The sequence below is a fragment of the Kitasatospora sp. NPDC002965 genome (assembly GCF_040611255.1).
GTDB lineage: Bacteria > Actinomycetota > Actinomycetes > Streptomycetales > Streptomycetaceae > Kitasatospora.
Map to the genome: position 1 here is coordinate 13387 of NZ_JBEXNT010000002.1, position 17202 is coordinate 30588.

Sequence of the window (17202 nt, forward strand, 5' to 3'; positions counted from 1 at the left end):
ATCTCGGGCACCCGGTGCGGGGCCGGGTCGGTGCCGGGTTCGGGCGCCGGTTCCGGCCCGGCGGGCGCAGCGGGCACGACGGGCACGGCGGGCACGGCACGGCCGGTCCGGCCGGTCGGGCCCGGTGTCACGACGGGGTCGGCGGGAACGGCGGGGTCGGGCGGCAGGGATGGCGAGGGGTCCATGGTGACGAGCGTAGTTTGTACGGTTTTCCGCCGAAGTAGCGACGCGACCGTCGCCGGTCAGGCCGCCACCGGCACCAGCAGGCCGTCCGCCTCCCGCTCGCGCTCCCGCATCGCCCGCAGCCGCCCGCCCGGCTCGGCCACCAGCTCCGACCACCGGCCCCGCTCGACCACCCGGCCGGCGTCCAGCACCAGCACCTCGTCCACCGTGGAGTCGTCCAGCCCGGCCAGCCGGTGGGTGATCAGGACGGTCGTCCGCCCGGCGGTGGCGGCCAGCAGGTCCGCGGTGAGCGCGTCGGCGGTGGGCAGGTCCAGGTGCTCGGCGGGCTCGTCGAGGACCAGCACCGGGAAGTCCGCGAGCAGCGCCCGGGCCAGCGCCAGCCGCTGCCGCTGACCGCCGGAGAGACGGGCGCCGTGCTCGCCGACCATGGTGTCCAGCCCGTCCGGCAGGGTCAGCGTCCAGTCCAGCAGCCGGGCCGCGGCGAGCGCGGCCCGCAGCTCCGCCTCGCCCGCCGAGGGCCGGGCGAGGCGCAGGTTCTCCCGGAGCGAGCTGTCGAAGACGTGCGCGTCCTGGGCGCAGAGGCCGATCACCCGGCGGACGTCGTCCCCCGCGAGCTCCCGGCTGTCCACAGCCTGTGGACAGCCGGCGGCGAGGACCACGCTGCCGGCGCTCTGGTCCAGGAAGCGGAGCAGCGCCTGGGCGAGCGTCGTCTTGCCGGAGCCGGACGCCCCGACCACGGCGATCCGCCGGCCGGGGGTGAGGTCGAGGTCGAGACCGGCCAGCGCGTCGACCCGCTGCCCCGGGTACCGGGCGGTCAGCCCGCGCACCGCGATCGGGAGCGGCCGCTCCGGCAGCGCCGCCGGGACGGCCGGCTCGGCGACGGCGGGCGGCGCGTCCAGCACCTCGGCCAGCCGCGCCGAGGCCGCCCGGCTGCGCCGGCGGGCCTGGACGGCGAGCGGCATCCCGGTGACCGCCTCGAAGGCCGCCAGCGGGGTGAGCACGACCACCGCGAGGCAGACCGGCGCCAGTGTGCCCGCCTGGACCCCGCGCAGGCCGACGGCCGCCGCGGCGGCCACCGTGACGCCGGTGAGCAGGGAGATCAGGCCGGTGCCGAGCGCGGCCGTGGTCGCCGAGCGGGCGGCGAGACCGGTCAGCGTGGCGTCGGCGGCCCGGACGGCGGCGAGCCGGCCGGGCAGGGCGCCGGCCACGGTGAGCTCGGCCGTCCCGCTGAGGGCGTCGACCACGGTGGTGGCGAGCCGGCCCCGGGCGGGCGCCTGGCGGCGCTCGGCGCCGGCCGACCAGCGGGCGGCCAGCGCCGGGACGACGGCGCCGGCCAGCAGCAGGCCGACTCCGAGGACCAGCCCGGCGGCGGGCAGGAAGGCACCCATCGCCGCCGCCGCGGCCAGCGACACCACGGCGGCCACGGCGGCCGGGAGCCGCCAGCGCAGGTAGTGGTCCTGGACGGCGTCGACGTCGGCGACCAGCCGGGAGAGCAGGTCGCCGCGCCGGAAGGCGGGCAGCCCGGCCGGGGCGAGCACGGTGAGCCTGCGGTAGACGGCGGCGCGCAGGGTGCCGAGGGTGCGCAGCACGGCGTCGTGCGAGACCAGCCGCTCGGCGTAGCGGAAGACGCTGCGGCCGATGCCGAAGGCGCGCACCGAGGTGACGGCCATCATCAGGTAGAGGACGGGCGGCATCTCGGAGGCGTAGGAGATGAGGTAGCCGGAGGTGGCCATCAGGGCGACGGCGCACCCGAGGGCGAGCGCGCCGAGCAGGACGGAGAGCGCCAGCCGGGGCCGGACCACGTCCGGCCCCGGTGCGTCGTCCTCCGCCGCCGGGGCGTCCGGGGTCGGCCGCCCGCTGTGCGCGAGCGCGTCCGCCGGAGCGGCGACCGGGCCCCCGGGAGCGACCGCCGGACCGGCCAGGTGGGCCCGCCGGTCGGCCGCCGCGAGCAGCGCGGGCCGGTGCGCGACCAGCAGCACGGTGCGCGCCGGGTCGGCGGACAGCTCCCGTACGGCGTCGACGACCGCCGCCTCGGAGGCGCCGTCCAGGTTGGCGGTCGGCTCGTCGAGCAGGACGAGCGGCCGGTCGCCGGCGAGCAGGACCCGGGCGAGCGCGAGCCGCTGCCGCTGCCCGGCGGAGAGTCCGGCGCCGTCCTCGCCGAGCACGGTGGCGAGCCCCTGCGGCAGCCGCTCCACGAAGTCGAGGGCGTGCGCGGCCCGCAGCGCCTCCCGCAGCTCCGCGTCGGGGGCGTCCGGCCGGTAGAGCGCCACGTTCTCGGCGACGGTGCCGGCGAAGAGGTGCGGGTGCTGCGGCACCCAGGCGATCTGCCGCCGCCAGCTCTCCGGGGCGAGGTCGGCGAGGTCGTACGTCCGCCCGTCGGCGGCGGTGATCCGGACGGTGCCGGCGTCCGGGGCGGTGAGGCCGAGCAGGACGCCGAGCAGGGTGGACTTGCCGGCGCCGCTCGGTCCGGTGAGGGCGACGGTCTCGCCCGGGCGCAGGGTGAGCGAGGCGTCGTCGAGGGCGGGCGCGGTGCGGCCGGGGAAGGCGACGGTGAGCCCCTCCAGCCGGACGGTCGCCCCGGCCAGGGCGGGCGCCGGGGTGACGCCGGCGGCCGGCCGGTCGGTCTCCAGCACCCGGAAGATCTCGTCGGCGGCGGTCAGCCCCTCGACGCTGGAGTGGTAGAGCGCGCCGACCTGCCGGATCGGGGCGTAGACCTCGGGGGCGAGGATCAGGATCAGCAGCCCGGTCTCCAGGTCGAGCGTGCCGTCGACCAGCCGGAAGCCGATCGAGACGGCGACCAGCGCGACCGACAGGGTGGAGAGCAGCTCCAGCGCGAAGGAGGAGATGAAGGCGATCCGCAGGGTGCGCAGGGTGGCCCGGCGGTAGTCGGCGGTGATCCGGGCGATGGTGGCGGCCTGGGCGCGGGCCCGGTTGAACACCTTGAGCGTGGGCAGCCCCGCGACCACGTCCAGGAAGTGGTGCGAGAGCCGTGACAGGACGGACCACTGCCGGTCCATCCGCGACTGGGTGGCCAGACCGATCAGCACCATGAAGAGCGGGATCAGCGGCAGCGTGCCCGCGATGATCGCGGCGGAGGCGAAGTCGGCGCCGACGATCCGCAGCAGCACGATCACCGGGACGACGACGGCGAGCGCCAGTTGCGGCAGGTAGCGGGCGAAGTAGTCGTCGAGCGCGTCCACGCCCCGGGTGGCGAGGGCGGTGAGCTCGCCGGTGCGCCGGCCCGCCAGGTAGGCCGGGCCGAGCGCGGTGGCGTGGTCGAGCAGCCGGCGCCGCAGGGTGGACTTCACCCGGGCGACGGACCGGTGGGCGGTCAGTTCGGTGAGCCAGCCGACCAGCCCGCGGCCCACCGCGGTGAGCACCAGCAGCGCCAGCGGCGTGCCGAGCTCGTCCAGCCCGGCCCCCTGCTGGAAGCCGCGGACCACGATCTCTGCGATCAGGCTCGCCTGGACGACCACCAGGGCGGCGCCGGCCGCACCGAGCAGGACCGATCCGGCGAGGAAGGCCCGGGTGGTACGGGCGTACCCGAGGAGTCGGGGGTCGACGGGCTTCACGGCGTCAGGCCTGGTCGAGCGCGGCGGCCGGGTCGTGCCCGGGGATGTGCTGGACGCCGATCCGCTTGCGGAACACCCAGTACGTCCAGCCCTGGTAGAGCAGCACGAGCGGGGTGAAGACGGCGGCCACCACGGTCATCAGCTTGAGCGTGTAGGCCGAGGAGGCGGCGTTGGTCACGGTCAGGCTCCAGCTCTCGTTCAGGGTGGACGGCATGACGTCCGGGAAGAGCGAGAGGAAGAGCATCGCGACCGCGGCCACCACGGTCGCCCCGGAGAGGACGAAGGCCCAGCCCTCGCGACCCAGCTGGTTGGCGACCAGCGCGCCGACCAGGGCGAGCACGGCGATCACCAGGGCGGCGAGGCTCCAGCCGTTGCCGCTGTCGGCCTGGGTCCAGATCAGGAAGACCGCGGCGAGCGCCGCCGCCGTCAGGCCGAGCCCGAGCGCCATGGCCCGCGCCCGGTCGCGGATCTCGCCGACCGTCTTCAGCGCGGCGAACACCGCGCCGTGGAAGGTGAACAGGCTGAGCGTGACCAGCCCGCCGAGCAGCGCGTACGGGTTGAGGAGGTCCCAGAAGGTGCCGACGTAGTTCTTCTGCGCGTCGATGTCGACGCCGTGGACGATGTTGGCGAAGGCGACGCCCCAGAGGAAGGCGGGGATCAGCGAGGTCCAGAAGATCGCCTCCTCCCAGTTCCGCTGCCAGCGCGGCTCCGGCCGCTTGGCCCGGTACTCGAAGGCCACGCCGCGGACGATCAGGCAGACCAGGATCAGCAGCAGCGGGATGTAGAAGCCGCTGAACAGCGTCGCGTACCAGTCCGGGAAGGCCGCGAAGGTCGCGCCGCCGGCGGTCAGCAGCCAGACCTCGTTGCCGTCCCAGACCGGGCCGATGGTGTTGATCAGCACCCGCCGCTCGGCGGTGTTGCGGGCGAGCGGCTTGGTGAGGATGCCGATGCCGAAGTCGAAGCCCTCCAGGAAGAAGTAGCCGATCCAGAGGACGGCGATCAGGACGAACCAGACGTCGTGGAGTTCCATGGTCAATCGGTCCTATCGATCCTCAGTAGTCCTCAGTGGTCCTCGGTGGTCTGCGGTGGCTCGCGGTCGGCCCGCGGTCGGCCCGCGGTGCTGCCCGGGGCCGGCCGGTGCAGCTGCCGGGGCGTCAGTAGGCGAAGGCGAGCGGCTTGTCGGCGTCGTCGTCCGAGGACGGCCCCCGCAGCGACGGGTCCTCGGTGGGCGGCTGCTCGGAGGTCACCGGGCCGGCCTTCGCGTACTTGACGAGCAGCCGCACCTCGACGACGGCGAGGATCGCGTAGAGCGTGGTGAAGGTGGCCAGCGCGCCGATCTGGGTGCCGATGCCGACGTTCGGCGAGACCGCGCTGGCGGTCGTCATCAGACCGAAGACCGCCCAGGGCTGACGGCCCATCTCGGTGAAGATCCAGCCGAAGCTGTTGGCGATCAGCGGGAATCCCATGGTGAGGATGCCGATCCGCCAGCTCCACTTGGTGAGGAACGGGCCGAGCTCGCGCTTCGGGGTGAGCATCAGCCGCGGCACCTCGGTGTCCCCGGTGCGGAACTCCGGGGCCAGGAGCCACTTCCGCCGGGTGGTCCAGAGCCCGATCACGCCCGCCACGAAGGAGGTCATCCCGAAGCCGATCATGAGGCGGAAGCCCCAGTAGGTGACGAAGATGCTCGGGATGTAGTCCTTCGGGTCGCCGCCGTACTTGGCCGCCTCGGCGTTGGCGGTGTCGTTGATGCCGGGGACGGAGGAGCTGAAGTCGCTGTTGGCGAGGAAGGACAGTATCCCGGGGATCTCCAGCTCCACCGAGTTGTGGCCCTTGCCGACGTCGCCGACCGCGAAGATCGAGAACGGCGCGGGGGCCTGGGCGTCCCAGAGCGCCTCGGCGGCGGCCATCTTCATCGGCTGCTGGCGGAACATCACCTTGGCGAGCGAGTCGCCGCTGAGTGCGGTGCCCAGACCGAAGACCACCGCGAGGACGAGGCCGAGCCGCAGCGAGGTCCGCATCACCGCGACCTTCTTGACGTCCGCGGTCTCCGGCTTGCGCTTGGCCTTCCAGAGGTGGAACGAGGCGATGCCGACCATGAACGCCGCGCCGGTGAGGAAGGCCGCGGTCAGGGTGTGCAGCACGACGGTGACGGTGGTGTCCTGGAAGAGCACCCGGACGATGTCGGTGAGCTGGGCCTTCCCGGTGACCGGGTCGACCGTGTAGCCCACCGGGTGCTGCATCCAGGAGTTGGCCGCCAGGATGAAGTAGGCGGAGAGCACGGTGCCGAGCGACACCATCCACATGCAGGCGCAGTGCAGCTTCCTCGGCAGCTTGTCCCAGCCGAAGATCCAGAGCCCGATGAAGGTCGACTCGAAGAAGAAGGCGATCAGCGCCTCCATCGCGAGCGGGGCGCCGAACACGTCACCCACGAAGCGGGAGTAGTCGGACCAGTTCATGCCGAACTGGAACTCCTGGACGATGCCGGTGACCACGCCCATCGCGATGTTGATCAGGAAGAGCTTGCCCCAGAACTTGGTGGCGTGGAAGTACTTCTCCTTGTCCGTCCGCACCCAGGCGGTCTCCAGCCCGGCCACGATGGCGGCGAGGCTGATGGTGAGCGGGACGAAGAGAAAGTGGTAGACGGTGGTGATGCCGAATTGCCATCGCGCAATGGTTTCGTGAGCGATTGCCAGTTCCACGTCGCCCTCTCTCCAACCGACCTGTCGAGGTCACATTTCGGACAAACTTCATCTATAGCTGTAGACCGCTGCCCAACCGCGCATGCTTGTCCGCTTGTGAACGTGAACACGTTCACAAGCATCAGTATCCATCATCCTTACGAGTGATTGGTGGGCGGGGTGCGTGAGGCCCGCCACTGACCGGCGGCGATGCCGTGCGCACAGTCTGCGAAGCCGACCGCCCGGCCACAACGAGCGGCCGGGCGGGTGGAAGTGGCTTCTTGGACGATCCGGCACATTGACAACGTCCGGACCGTACGGAACGACGCAATCCCGGGGGGGCGCCGCTCCGCGCGGGGGCGTGCCGCCGGGTCGGCGCGGCGGGACCGGCTAGGCCCGGCCGAGCAGCTGGGTGCCGGGGGCCGAGGCCGCCCGGGCGGTGAAGTAGTCGACGAACGCACGGAGGAACTCGTCCGCCGTGATGACACCGTCGCCGTCGGTGTCCAACTGGCGGAACCCGTGCGACAGTTCGGCCGGGTGAACGCGCCGGCTGCCGAACAGCACGCGGTACTCGGCGAAGTCCAGCCGCCCGTCCTGGTCGGTGTCGGCGGCGGCCAGCACGGCCCGCAGCGCGGGGAGCAGCCCGCCCTCCAGGTAGGCCGGGTCCCGGTCGCACCCGGCCAGGGTCGCGGCGACGAACTCGGCCTGGCTGATCCGGCCGTCGCCGTCGGCGTCCATGGTCGCGCGCAGCTGCTCCCACCAGACCTCGAAGGCGGTGTACACGCGCGCCTCGCCGTCCTCGGAGAGTTCCAGCTGCCAGCAGACGTTGTGCGCCATGGCCTGCAGGTCGCGCACGGTGAGGTGGCCGTCGCCGGTCTGGTCGAGGACCTCGCGGAAGAAGCGGTCCAGCCGGGGCGGCCGGGTGTCCCGGCCGGACGGCCGCCGGGGCGCGGCGGGCGGCCGTCCGGCCGCGGAGCGGTAGCGGTAGCGGTCGGGCAGCCCGGTCATCAGGACGCGCCCGCCGCGGTGCAGCAGCCGGGAGAGGAGGGCCGCGCGGCGCGTGCGGACCAGCCCGAACCGCTCCCGGTAGACCGGCGGGAGGTCGGCGACGGTCAGCTCGGTGACCAGCCGCCCGAGCACCGCCCGCAGCAGCCGCCAGCCGACCGGCCCGAGGAACCGCAGCCGGCGCGGGCAGGGGGCCTCGTGCAGCATCTCGTACAGCAGGTGCCGCGCCGCGTCCGTGAACTCCAGCTCCTCGGCCGCCGTCCGGACCAGGTAGGCCGGAAGGTCGGCGGCGGTCGGTGGCAACGCGCCGTCGGGCAGCCCGAAAACGCCCACGACCTCCCTGAACTCCCGGTACAGCTCTTCGAGTTCATCTCCGCTGTACGGGTCTCCGCCCAACTCCCGCATGGTGACGACGGATTCGAAGAGGGTGAGGAGCACCCAGGCCCGGGTGCCGGGGTCGTGGGCGTCGTACGGGCGACCGTCCCCGCCCGTCCCGCGGATCCGCCGGTGCGCCCGGTCGAGGCGCTGCACCTCCCGCCACAGCTGCTCCTCGTCCGCCTGGAACAGCCGGCGCCCGCTGCCGAGGGTGTGTTCGATCCGGCGCCACGGGTGGCCCCGGTAGGTGGAGTGCTCGGCCATCCCGGCCCCGACGACCGGGTGGGAGGCCTGCAGCACCAGCAGCCGCCAGGCGACGAGCCCGATCCGCCACTCGCCGAGGTCGCGCCGGAACGAGACCGCTGGTCCGGCCGCCGGGCTGGTGGGGGGTTTCGACGCCATCCGGACTCTCCAAGGGGCTGCTGGGCCTTCCCGTGCCGGGGGCGGCATTCCCGGCGGTCCGTCGGGGAAACGCCCACTGGATTAGTCGGATCGTCCTACCGGCTGGCGCTCTGCCGGCCCCCGGGAGACCTCGCCCCGGCCCCGCTCACGTCCTCGCGACGGGCTCCGCAGCGAGCGCCCCCAGCTCCGCGAGGTCCGCGGCGTCCAGGTGCAGCCCCGCGGCGGCGATGTTCTCCACCAGGTGGGCCGGCGAGGAGGTGCCCGGGATCGCGAGGATCACCGGCGAGAGGGCGAGCAGCCAGGCCACCATCACCTGGGCCCGGGTGGCGCCGTGGCGCTCCGCGACCCGGCGCAGGGCCGGGTGGTCGGGCACCCCGGTGCCACCGAGCGGGTAGAAGGGGACGAACGCGATGCCCTTCGCCTCGCAGTCGGCCAACAGCCGGTCGCCGGCCTCGGTGTGCTCCAGCACGCTGAACTTGTTCTGCACGGCGACCACCGGCGCGAGCGCCTCCGCCTCGGCGAGCTGGGCGGCGTCGACGTTGCTGACGCCGAGGTGCCGGATCAGGCCCTCCGCCCGCAGCTCGGCCAGGGCCGCGAAGGGCTCCGCGATCGAGGACTGACTGGGCATCCGGCGCAGGTAGACGAGGTCCAGCCGGTCCACGCCGAGCTCCCGCAGGTTGCGGTGGACGGCCGCGCGCAGGCCCTCCCGGTCGGCCGGGAGGAGCCAGTTCCCCTCCGGGTCGCGGCCCGGTCCGACCTTGGTGGCGATCACCAGGTCGTCCCGGTACGGGTGCAGGGCCTGCCGGATCAGACCGTTGGCGGAGACGTCCCGGTGGAAGTAGAACCAGGCGGTGTCGATGTGGTCGATGCCGAGCTCGACCGCCCGGCGCAGCACCTCGCGGCTCTGCCCGGGGTCGCAGGCGGGGCCGTCCCAGTCGTGGGAGGGCAGCTTCATCGCGCCGAATCCCATCCGGGACACCGGCAGGTCGCCGCCGAGGTGGAAGGTGCCGGCCGCGGAGACATCGGGTGTGGTCGTCATGGCACCAAGCCTCGGGCGGGCTCGCGGGGCCGCCCTCCGATCTGGCAGGTTGCTGCCATGAGCACCGATCGGATCATCACCCTGCACGGCGAGAGCGAACTCGTCCGACGGGCCGGCCACCTCTTCGTCGCCTCGCACGAGGAGTTCCTGGTCGCCGCCGCCGATCTGATGACCTGGTCGGCCGGCGTCAACGCGGCCTTCCGCGAGGGCAAGCGGCCGCACGTCGTCCCCGGCCTCACCATGCGCAAGCTCTACACCCGGCGTGCCCTCGCCGATCCCGAGTCGCACCGGCGGCTGCTGCGGATCGCCGCCTCCGGCATCGAGGTCCGGATCTCCGACGGCCCGCTCACCCGCGAGGCGATCATCATCGACCGGCGCACCGCGATCCTGGCCGGAGCCCCCGTCCGCGGCGTCCGCACGTACACCGTGGTGAACACCCCGGAGGTCGTCGACGGCGTGCGCTCCCTCTTCCGCGCCACCTGGGAGACGGCCACCGACCTCGCCGACTGCACCCCCGCCCCGACCCCGCTGACCGAACAGGCCCGCCACATCCTGCGCGCCCTCGCCGCCGGCCACACCGACGAGACCGGCGCCCGCCTGCTCGGCGTCTCGCTGCGCACCTACCGCCGCCGGGTCGCCGACCTGATGACGTCCCTCGGCGCCACCTCCCGCTTCCAGGCCGGCCTGCTCGCCCAGGGACTCCTCGACGAGCCGCTCACCCCCGACGCGCCCCGGTGACGTCCGGCCCGATCACGAAGCCCTTCGCCGGCCCCTCGGGGATCACCGCGCCCTCCCCGTACGGGGTCCGCACCGAGCAGGCGTAGGCGCCGCGCCCGGAATCGGGGCCGGTGAGGACGGTGACGGCGCCGCCGTCGTCGAAGTCGTCGACGATCCGCCGGTTGATCGTCATGTGCCGGGCCCGCCCGCGGGTGACGTCTGGATGGCTCCCTCAAGGATCTCCGCGTGGAAGCCCTCGGGAACATCCATGGCCCTCCGCAGTGGACGATCGGGGTTCACCCGACCGGGGGGTTTCAGCGCTGGTGGGGAAGTTCCAGGCGGAAGGTGGCGCCGGCGCCCGGGGCGGTGTGGAGGGTGAGGGTGCCGCCGTGGGCGTGGGTGAGGGCCGTCGCGATGGCGAGGCCGAGACCGGCCCCGCCGCGCTTGTCGGGGCGGCTGCGGGAGGCGTCCACCCGGTAGAAGCGGTGGAACACCAGGGCCGCCTGGTCCGCGGTGAGACCGGGCCCGGAGTCGGCGACCTCCAGCAGGCAGAGACCGCCGTCGGTGCCGACGCCGATCCGTACCGGGGTGCCGGGCGGGGTGTGCTTGACGGCGTTGCCGACCAGGTTGGTGACCACCTGACGGAGCCGGGCCTCGTCGCCGAGCACGGGCGCGGGTCCGGGCGCGCCGGTGCCGGCGGGGCCGGTGAGCGCGACCGGGCGGGACGGGTCGAGGGCGGTGAGGTCGTGCAGGGCGTCCGCGGCGAGGGTGCGCAGGTCCATGGGGGCGAGGTCGAGCGGGCGTTCCTCGTCGAGCCGGGCCAGCACCAGCAGGTCCTCGACCAGCGTGCCCATCCGGACGGCCTCGTTCTCGATCCGCCCCATGGTGCGCTTGACGTCGGCCTCGGTGGGGAGCGCGCCCATCCGGTAGAGCTCGGCGAAGCCGCGGATCCCGGCCAGCGGGGTGCGCAGCTCGTGCGAGGCGTCGGCGACGAACCGCCGCATCCGGGCCTCGGACTCGGCCCGGGCGGCGAACGCGGCCTCGATCTGGGTGAGCATGCCGTTGAGCGCGACGGACAGCCGGCCGACCTCCGTCCGCGGGTCGAACTCGGGCATCCGGTGGGAGAGCTCCCCGGCGGCGATCCGCTCGGCGCCCTCCTCGATCCGGCTCAGCGGACGCAGCCCGGCCCGGACGGCGAAGAAGCCGAGCGCGGCGATCAGGACGAGCACCGCGCCGCCGATGCCGACGAAGGCGGTGTGCAGCCGGGCGACGGTGCCGTCGATGTCCTCGCGGGAGACGGCGACCATCAGGTAGGAGGGGGTGGGGGCGGGGGCGGCGAACATGCTGGGCTGGGCCGGCGGGCGCTGGAGCGGCAGGACCAGTGCCCGCCAGGTGCGCCGGCCGCGCTGGTCGGGCAGGTCGAAGGGGGTGTCGGGGTCGGTGGCGGCCGGTTCGAGGCCGGCCAGCTGCGGTGCCGGGTCGTTCTCGGAGACGGGCTGGCGGACGACCAGCTGCACCTTGCCGTCCGCCGAGAGGTACTGGACCAGGTACTGGCTGGGCAGCGCGGCCAGGTACTGCGGGGCGGCGCGCTTGGCGCCGGGGGAGGGCGACTGCTGCTTGTTCTCCTGCCAGTTCACCCGGGACGGGGCGCGGTGCGCGAGCGGTTCGCCGAACCGCTGCAGCTGCTCGTCGAGCCGCTGGACCAGCTGGACCCGCACCGTGCCGAGGACCACGGCGTCGCTGACCACCAGGCCGGTGGTGACCAGGACGAGCGCGAGGACCAGCAGGCGGGCGCGCAGCGACAGCCGGCCGAGCGTCCGGGACGGACGGCGGAGCAGGGCGGGCAGCGAGAGCAGCAGGCGGCGCATACGGGGGCGGGGCGGGGCTGTCAGGCCTGCGGCGGACGGCGCAGCGCGTAGCCGATGCCGCGCACGGTGTGGATCAGCTTGGGGCCGTGGGCCGGGCCCGAGTCGAGCTTGCGGCGCAGGTAGGAGATGTACGACTCGACGATGGAGAGGTCGCCGCCGAAGTCGTAGGCCCACACGTGGTCGAGGATCTGAGCCTTGGAGACCACCCGGCCGACGTTGGCCATCAGGTAGTGCAGCAGCTTGAACTCGGTCGGGGAGAGCGCGACGGGGGCGCCGCCGCGGGTGACCTCGTGGGCGACCGGGTCGAGGGTCAGGTCGGCGACGATCAGCCGGCCGTCCTCGGCCGGTCCGCCGGAGCGGCGCAGGATCGCGCGGATCCGGGCGATCAGCTCCTCCAGGCTGAACGGCTTGGTGACGTAGTCGTCGGCGCCGACGGCCAGGCCCTGGACCTTGTCACCGACCCCGTCCTTGGCCGTGAGGAACAGCACCGGCAGGTGGTCGCCGGGATGGCCGTGGACGGGCCCGGCTATGAGGCCGCGGCTGGTCTGCTCGCGGAGCCGTTCGACGACGGTGAAGCCGTCGAGGTCGGGGAGCATCACGTCGAGGACGACCAGGTCGGGCCGCTCGGCCGCGATCAGTTCGAGCGCCTCGGCGCCGCTGGCGGCGGAGGCGACCCGGAAGCCCGAGAAGCGGAGCGAGGCGGAGAGCAGCTCGCGGATGTTCGGTTCGTCGTCGACGACCAGGAGGAAGGCCTCCCCAGGACCGCCGCCGTTCACCGCCGGGGTTCCTGCTGTGGACACAGTGCCTTGCACGGGGGTTCCGCCTCCCGGTCGGACGATGACATTCGGATCGAGGCTAGCCCGGGGAGGGTATGAGCCATCGATGAATGTTGGATTAACACCTTATCGGGCGGTTTTAGGCGGCCGGGCCCACAGGGTCCGCCTGGATGGTGTGCGCACGGCTCCGGGAGGCCCCCGGGCCGGGAGCGAACGGCCCGGGGGCGGGCGGTCCGGGGGCCGCGCGGCCCGGCCCCCCGGGGAGGTTTCGGCCGGGCCGCGCGGGGTCGTCGTCCGGGGTTGCCGGGCCGGGTTCAGCCCCCGGACGGGTTCCTGGTGCCGGCTCCGGCCCCGGGTACGGCACCGGCACCGGCGAAGCCGCCCGCCCCGAAACCGGTGGCGCCCTGGACCAGCTGGGTCGCGGCGTAGCCGCCGTCGGCGGCCGGGGTGCCGACCACGGTGACGCTCTGACCGGGCTGGAGGTCGGCGACCTTGCCCTCCTTGTTGAGCTGGACCTTGGTGGTGTCGCCCGTGGTCACCTTCACGGTGTTGCCGTTGGCGTCGGTCAGGTAGACGGTGGTGCCGTCCACGGCCTTGACGGTGCCCCGGGTGAAGCCGCCCTGACCGCCCTGACCGCCCTGACCGGCCCCCGTTCCCTGGCCGCCCTGGCCGCCCTGGCCGTTCCTGCGGTTGCCGTTGGCCCCGAAGCCGCTCGCCGCCGCCCGGGGCTGCTGCCCGCCGGAGGCGGCCGTCCGCCCGGAGCCCTCGGAGCCGTGGTCCCGCTGGTACCAGGCGCCACCGGCGAACGCGGCCGTGGCGATCACCGCCCCGGCGAGGACGAGCGTCACCCAGGGCAGCCGGCGGCGTGGCGGTGCGGCCAGCTCCGCGGAGACGTCCCGGGCGTCCGGCGGGGTGGCGAGCAGGGTGACCTGCTCGGCGGGGGTGCGCGGCTCGATCTCGTGGCTCATGGTCTGCGGTCCTTGGTCACTCGTGGCGGAGGGCGTCGATGGGGCGCAGCGAGGCGGCCCGGTTGGCGGGGTAGCTGCCGAAGAACAGACCGATGGCGACGGCGATGCCGAACGCTCCGAGCACCGACTCGGGGATCACCACCGGCTCGATGCCGACGATCCTGACGTGCGAGCCGGCGATCCCGACCAGCACCCCGAGCCCGGCGCCGATCACCGACAGCAGGGTCGCCTCGGTGAGGAACTGCCCGAGGATCACCCCGCGCGGGGCGCCGAGCGCCTTGCGGATGCCGATCTCCCTGGTCCGCTCGGTGACGGTGACCAGCATGATGTTGGTGATGCCGATGCCGCCGACCAGCAGCGAGATCGCCGCGACCGCGCCGAGCAGGACCGTGAAGGTCCTGGTGGTGGACTCGCGGGCGGTGAGCAGCGAGGCCTGGCTGCTGATCCGGAAGTCCGCCCTGCTCGGGTCGGCGATCGCGTGGGTACCGAGCAGGACGCGGGTGATCTCGGCCTGCGCCGCGGTGGTGGACTCCGCCGAACTCGCCTGCACCAGGATCTGGTTGACGGCGCCGAAGCCGGTGAACGCGTTCTGCACCGTCGGCAGCGGGGCGATCAGCACGTCGTCCGGGTCGGTGAAGCCGGAGCCGCCCTTGGCCCGGAGCACGCCGACCACGGTGAGCGGCGTTCCCCCGACGGTGACCGTCTTCCCGACCGGGTCGGCGGCGGCGAAGAGCTGCCGGGCGGTGGTCGACCCGAGCACCGCGACCTTGCGGGAGTTGAGGACGTCGTCCGGGGTGAAGTACTCGCCGTGCGCGATCCTCTGGTTGGCGGTCTCGAAGTACGCGGGGTAGGTGCCGACGATCGACCCGGGGCTGTACGAGATGTCGCCGTACAGGGCGGTGCCGGAGGCCGTCACCACGGGGGCGACGGACTTGACCGCCTGCGCGTCCGCGTCGGTCGCCAGTGCCCTGGCGTCGGCGACCGTGAGCTTCTTGGCCCCGGCGGCGGCCCGCTGCCCGCCGGAGGACGCCCCGGACGTGACGGTCAGCGCGTTGGTGCCGAGCGAGGTGATCGACTCCTTGACCGCGACCGAGGACCCGTTGCCCACGGCGAGCAGCAGGATCACCGCGGCGACGCCGATCAGCACGCCCAGCACGGTGAGGGCGGAGCGCACCTTGTTGGCGGCGAGACCGCCGACGGCGAAGCGGAGCATCTGCCAGACGATCACGCGGACACCTCCGCCCGGCGCAGGGCGGGCGGCGGCCCGTCCGCCGGGGCCTGCCGGACGTCGGCGACGACCGCGCCGTCCACCAGCCGGATCACCCGCTTGGCGTGCCGCGCGACCTCGTCCTCGTGGGTGATCAGGACGATCGTGCGGCCGGTGGCGTTGAGGCCGTCGATGATCGCGAGCACCTCGCCGGTCGAGCGGCTGTCCAGGTTGCCGGTGGGCTCGTCGGCGAGCAGCATCGCGGGTGCGGTGACCAGCGCCCGGGCCACGGCCACGCGCTGCTGCTGACCGCCGGAGAGCTCGTTGGGCCGGTGCCCGGCGCGCTCGGCCAGGCCGACCAGTGAGAGCGCCGCGAGAGCCCGGCGGCGCCGCTCGGCGGCCCGGACGCCCGCGTAGGCGAGCGGGAGCTCGACCTGGGCCAGGGCGGTGGTGCGGGGGACGAGGTTGAAGGACTGGAAGATGAAGCCGATCTTGCGGTTGCGGACCAGCGAGAGCTGCCGCTCGTCCAGGTGACCGACGTCGGTGCCGTCCAGCAGGTAGTGGCCGGAGGTGGGCACGTCGAGGCAGCCGAGGATGTTCATCAGCGTGGACTTGCCGGATCCCGAGCTGCCCATCACCGCGACGAAGTCACCCTGCTCGATGTCGAGGTCGACGCCCTGCGGCGCGCCGGTGGCCGGGTCGTCCGGGCCCCGCAGGGCGTGCACGGTCGCGTCGCCGTGGCCGTAGGACTTGGTGAGCCGGCGGATCCGGATGACCGGCGGAGCCGTGCCCGTCCGGGCCGGGAGGGTCCCGCGCGCCATCAGCGGCCACCACCCCGGCCGGTGCCCGCGCCGCCCGCAGCGCCGCCCGCCGCGCCGCCGGCTCCGGGCACACCCGCACCGGCGCCCCCCGCACCCGCACCGGCTCCGTTCCGGCCGCCCTGACCCCCGCCGGCGCCCGGGAAGGAGCCGTTGGGGAACCCGTTCGACCCGCTGGTCGAGGCCAGCTCGACCTGGTCGCCCTCGCTCAGCCCGGAGACCACCTGCACGGTGGTGTCACCCTCGACGCCCACGCCCACGGTGATCCGCTCGGTGGCGCCGTCGGGGTGGACCAGGGTGGCCGTCCGGTCGGCGCCGGTGCCGGACAGGGCCGCCGTGGGCAGCGAGAGCGCGTCGGCCGCCTCGCCGGTGACCACCGAGACGGTCGCGCTGAGACCGGTGCGCAGCTTGCTGGTGTCCCCGGTGATCCCGAGCGTCGCCGCGTACTGGACGGCGGCCGAGCCCCCGCCGCTGCCGCTCACCGGCAGCGGGCTGACCGCCAGCACGGTGGCGTTGAGCTTGGTGTCGGACTGCGCGTTCAGCGTGACGGTGGCCGCCTCGCCCTTCTTCAGCTTCAGCGAGTCCAGCTCGGAGAAGTTGGCGGTGACCTGCATCCCGGTCGGGTTGGTCAGCACGATGAAGCCGCTGGGCGCGGTGGTGCCGGAGGAGGCGGACTTGGCGGCGGTGGAGCCGCTGCCGGTCGCACCGACGGTGTCGCCGGCCTTCGCCGAGACGGAGGCGACCGTGCCGTCCACCGAGGCGGTGAGCGTCGTCCCGGCCAGGGCCGCCTGGGCGTTGGCCAGGTTGGTCCGGGCGGTGGCGAGCTGCTGCTCGGCCTGGGCGACCGCCGCCCCGTCGACCTTGGTGGTGCTGATCGTCGTGGTCTGCGGCTCCGGCACGGCGGCCTGCGGCGCCTGGACGGCGGCCTGCGCGGACGGACTGGCCTGCGCGGACGGGTCGGCCTGCGGGGCGGACGCGCTGCTCCCGCCCGCCCCTCGGCCGCCCGCTCCGCCGCCCGCCGCTCCGCCGCCCGCCGAACCCGCGGACGAACCGGACCCCGCGGCCGCGGCCTTCGCCGGCAACTGCTGGACGGTCGTCGTGGTGACGCCCGCCCGGGCCTTGGTCAGGTTGGCGTCGGCCGTGGTCAGCGCCGACTGCGCGGCGTCCACCTGCTGCTGGGCCGCGGTGGTGTCGACCGTCGCCAGCACCTGGCCCTTGGTCACCGTGTCGCCGACCGCGACGCTGACGGCGGTGAGCCGGCCACCGGTGGCGAAGTCCTGGGCCGCGTCGGTCGGCGACGCCAGGGTGCCGGTTCCGGACACCGTGGCCAGGACGGTGCCCCTGGTCACGGTCGCCGTGCGGGCCGGGGCCTTGGCGGTCTGCCGGGCGGAGCCGTCGTCCAGCGTGGTGTACGCCAGGGCGGCCGCACCGAGCAGGGCCACGCCGAGCGCGGAGTTGACGAGGACGGCACCTCGCCGTCGCGGGAACACCTTCATGGCGGACAGCTTCCCGGGGCGCTCTTGGGTCGTCCTGTACGCCGGCTGGGAGAACGCTGACCGGCCGAACCGGGGCAATCCCGCACGGCCCACCCGGC

The 17202-nt window shown here is 74.1% G+C and carries 13 protein-coding genes; 1 reads left to right on the forward strand and 12 read right to left on the reverse strand.

Annotated features, from left to right (window positions below; translation table 11 throughout):
* Positions 1-242: 242 nt before the first annotated feature.
* The 5 genes from cydD to ABZY91_RS01085 form a co-directional block, all read right to left on the reverse strand.
* Positions 243-3755 (reverse strand): thiol reductant ABC exporter subunit CydD, encoded by a 3513-nt coding sequence (gene cydD / locus ABZY91_RS01065; RefSeq protein ID WP_355398879.1) that lies wholly within the window; start codon positions 3753-3755, stop codon positions 243-245.
* A 4-nt stretch (positions 3756-3759) separates the two neighbouring features.
* The gene (cydB, locus tag ABZY91_RS01070; protein ID WP_329884721.1) at positions 3760-4785 is read right to left on the reverse strand and encodes a cytochrome d ubiquinol oxidase subunit II; all 1026 of its coding nucleotides are present in this window, start codon (positions 4783-4785) and stop codon (positions 3760-3762) included.
* A gap of 124 nt (positions 4786-4909) precedes the next feature.
* Entirely contained in the window at positions 4910-6454 is a 1545-nt protein-coding gene (locus tag ABZY91_RS01075; RefSeq protein WP_355398881.1) for a cytochrome ubiquinol oxidase subunit I, read from the reverse strand.
* A 369-nt stretch (positions 6455-6823) separates the two neighbouring features.
* Positions 6824-8215 carry an oxygenase MpaB family protein gene (locus ABZY91_RS01080; RefSeq protein WP_355398883.1) on the reverse strand — a complete coding sequence of 464 codons (1392 nt, stop codon included), beginning with the start codon at positions 8213-8215 and terminating at the stop codon, positions 6824-6826.
* Between the two features lie 145 nt (positions 8216-8360).
* On the reverse strand, positions 8361-9254 hold the full coding sequence (locus ABZY91_RS01085) for an oxidoreductase (RefSeq protein WP_329949657.1): 894 nt from the start codon (positions 9252-9254) through the stop codon (positions 8361-8363).
* Between the two features lie 57 nt (positions 9255-9311).
* On the opposite strand from ABZY91_RS01085, the gene ABZY91_RS01090 reads away from it, so the two are divergent.
* Positions 9312-9992: a helix-turn-helix transcriptional regulator gene (locus ABZY91_RS01090; RefSeq protein ID WP_355398886.1), complete on the forward strand. Its 681-nt coding sequence runs from the start codon at positions 9312-9314 to the stop codon at positions 9990-9992.
* Here the strand turns inward: ABZY91_RS01090 and ABZY91_RS01095 are convergent.
* The 7 genes from ABZY91_RS01095 to ABZY91_RS01125 form a co-directional block, all read right to left on the reverse strand.
* Positions 9970-10164, reverse strand: coding sequence for a hypothetical protein (locus ABZY91_RS01095; RefSeq protein ID WP_355398888.1), 195 nt, complete (start codon positions 10162-10164; stop codon positions 9970-9972). The two genes, ABZY91_RS01090 and ABZY91_RS01095, sit on opposite strands and share 23 nt — an antisense overlap.
* 121 nt (positions 10165-10285) lie before the next feature.
* The gene (locus tag ABZY91_RS01100; RefSeq protein WP_355398890.1) at positions 10286-11839 is read right to left on the reverse strand and encodes a HAMP domain-containing sensor histidine kinase; all 1554 of its coding nucleotides are present in this window, start codon (positions 11837-11839) and stop codon (positions 10286-10288) included.
* Between the two features lie 20 nt (positions 11840-11859).
* Positions 11860-12639 (reverse strand): response regulator transcription factor, encoded by a 780-nt coding sequence (locus ABZY91_RS01105; protein ID WP_329884728.1) that lies wholly within the window; start codon positions 12637-12639, stop codon positions 11860-11862.
* Positions 12640-12929: 290 nt separating this feature from the next.
* Entirely contained in the window at positions 12930-13583 is a 654-nt protein-coding gene (locus ABZY91_RS01110) for a hypothetical protein (protein ID WP_355398892.1), read from the reverse strand.
* Positions 13584-13599: 16 nt separating this feature from the next.
* Positions 13600-14811 (reverse strand): ABC transporter permease, encoded by a 1212-nt coding sequence (locus tag ABZY91_RS01115; protein WP_355398894.1) that lies wholly within the window; start codon positions 14809-14811, stop codon positions 13600-13602.
* On the reverse strand, positions 14808-15611 hold the full coding sequence (locus tag ABZY91_RS01120; RefSeq protein ID WP_329949652.1) for an ABC transporter ATP-binding protein: 804 nt from the start codon (positions 15609-15611) through the stop codon (positions 14808-14810). The genes ABZY91_RS01115 and ABZY91_RS01120 overlap by 4 nt, the downstream gene beginning before the upstream one ends.
* The gene (locus tag ABZY91_RS01125; protein WP_355398896.1) at positions 15611-17104 is read right to left on the reverse strand and encodes a biotin/lipoyl-binding protein; all 1494 of its coding nucleotides are present in this window, start codon (positions 17102-17104) and stop codon (positions 15611-15613) included. Before ABZY91_RS01125 ends, ABZY91_RS01120 begins: the two co-directional genes overlap by 1 nt.
* Positions 17105-17202 lie beyond the last annotated feature (98 nt).

Bases quoted from the DNA above. Each gene is read 5' to 3' on its own strand.
- cydB (WP_329884721.1), bottom strand. From the start codon at position 4,785: ATGGAACTCCACGACGTCTGGTTCGTCCTGATCGCCGTCCTCTGGATC.
- ABZY91_RS01080 (WP_355398883.1), bottom strand. From the start codon at position 8,215: ATGGCGTCGAAACCCCCCACCAGCCCGGCGGCCGGACCAGCGGTCTCG.
- ABZY91_RS01085 (WP_329949657.1), bottom strand. From the start codon at position 9,254: ATGACGACCACACCCGATGTCTCCGCGGCCGGCACCTTCCACCTCGGC.
- ABZY91_RS01090 (WP_355398886.1), top strand. From the start codon at position 9,312: ATGAGCACCGATCGGATCATCACCCTGCACGGCGAGAGCGAACTCGTC.
- ABZY91_RS01095 (WP_355398888.1), bottom strand. From the start codon at position 10,164: ATGACGATCAACCGGCGGATCGTCGACGACTTCGACGACGGCGGCGCC.
- ABZY91_RS01100 (WP_355398890.1), bottom strand. From the start codon at position 11,839: ATGCGCCGCCTGCTGCTCTCGCTGCCCGCCCTGCTCCGCCGTCCGTCC.
- ABZY91_RS01110 (WP_355398892.1), bottom strand. From the start codon at position 13,583: ATGAGCCACGAGATCGAGCCGCGCACCCCCGCCGAGCAGGTCACCCTG.
- ABZY91_RS01120 (WP_329949652.1), bottom strand. From the start codon at position 15,611: ATGGCGCGCGGGACCCTCCCGGCCCGGACGGGCACGGCTCCGCCGGTC.
- ABZY91_RS01125 (WP_355398896.1), bottom strand. From the start codon at position 17,104: ATGAAGGTGTTCCCGCGACGGCGAGGTGCCGTCCTCGTCAACTCCGCG.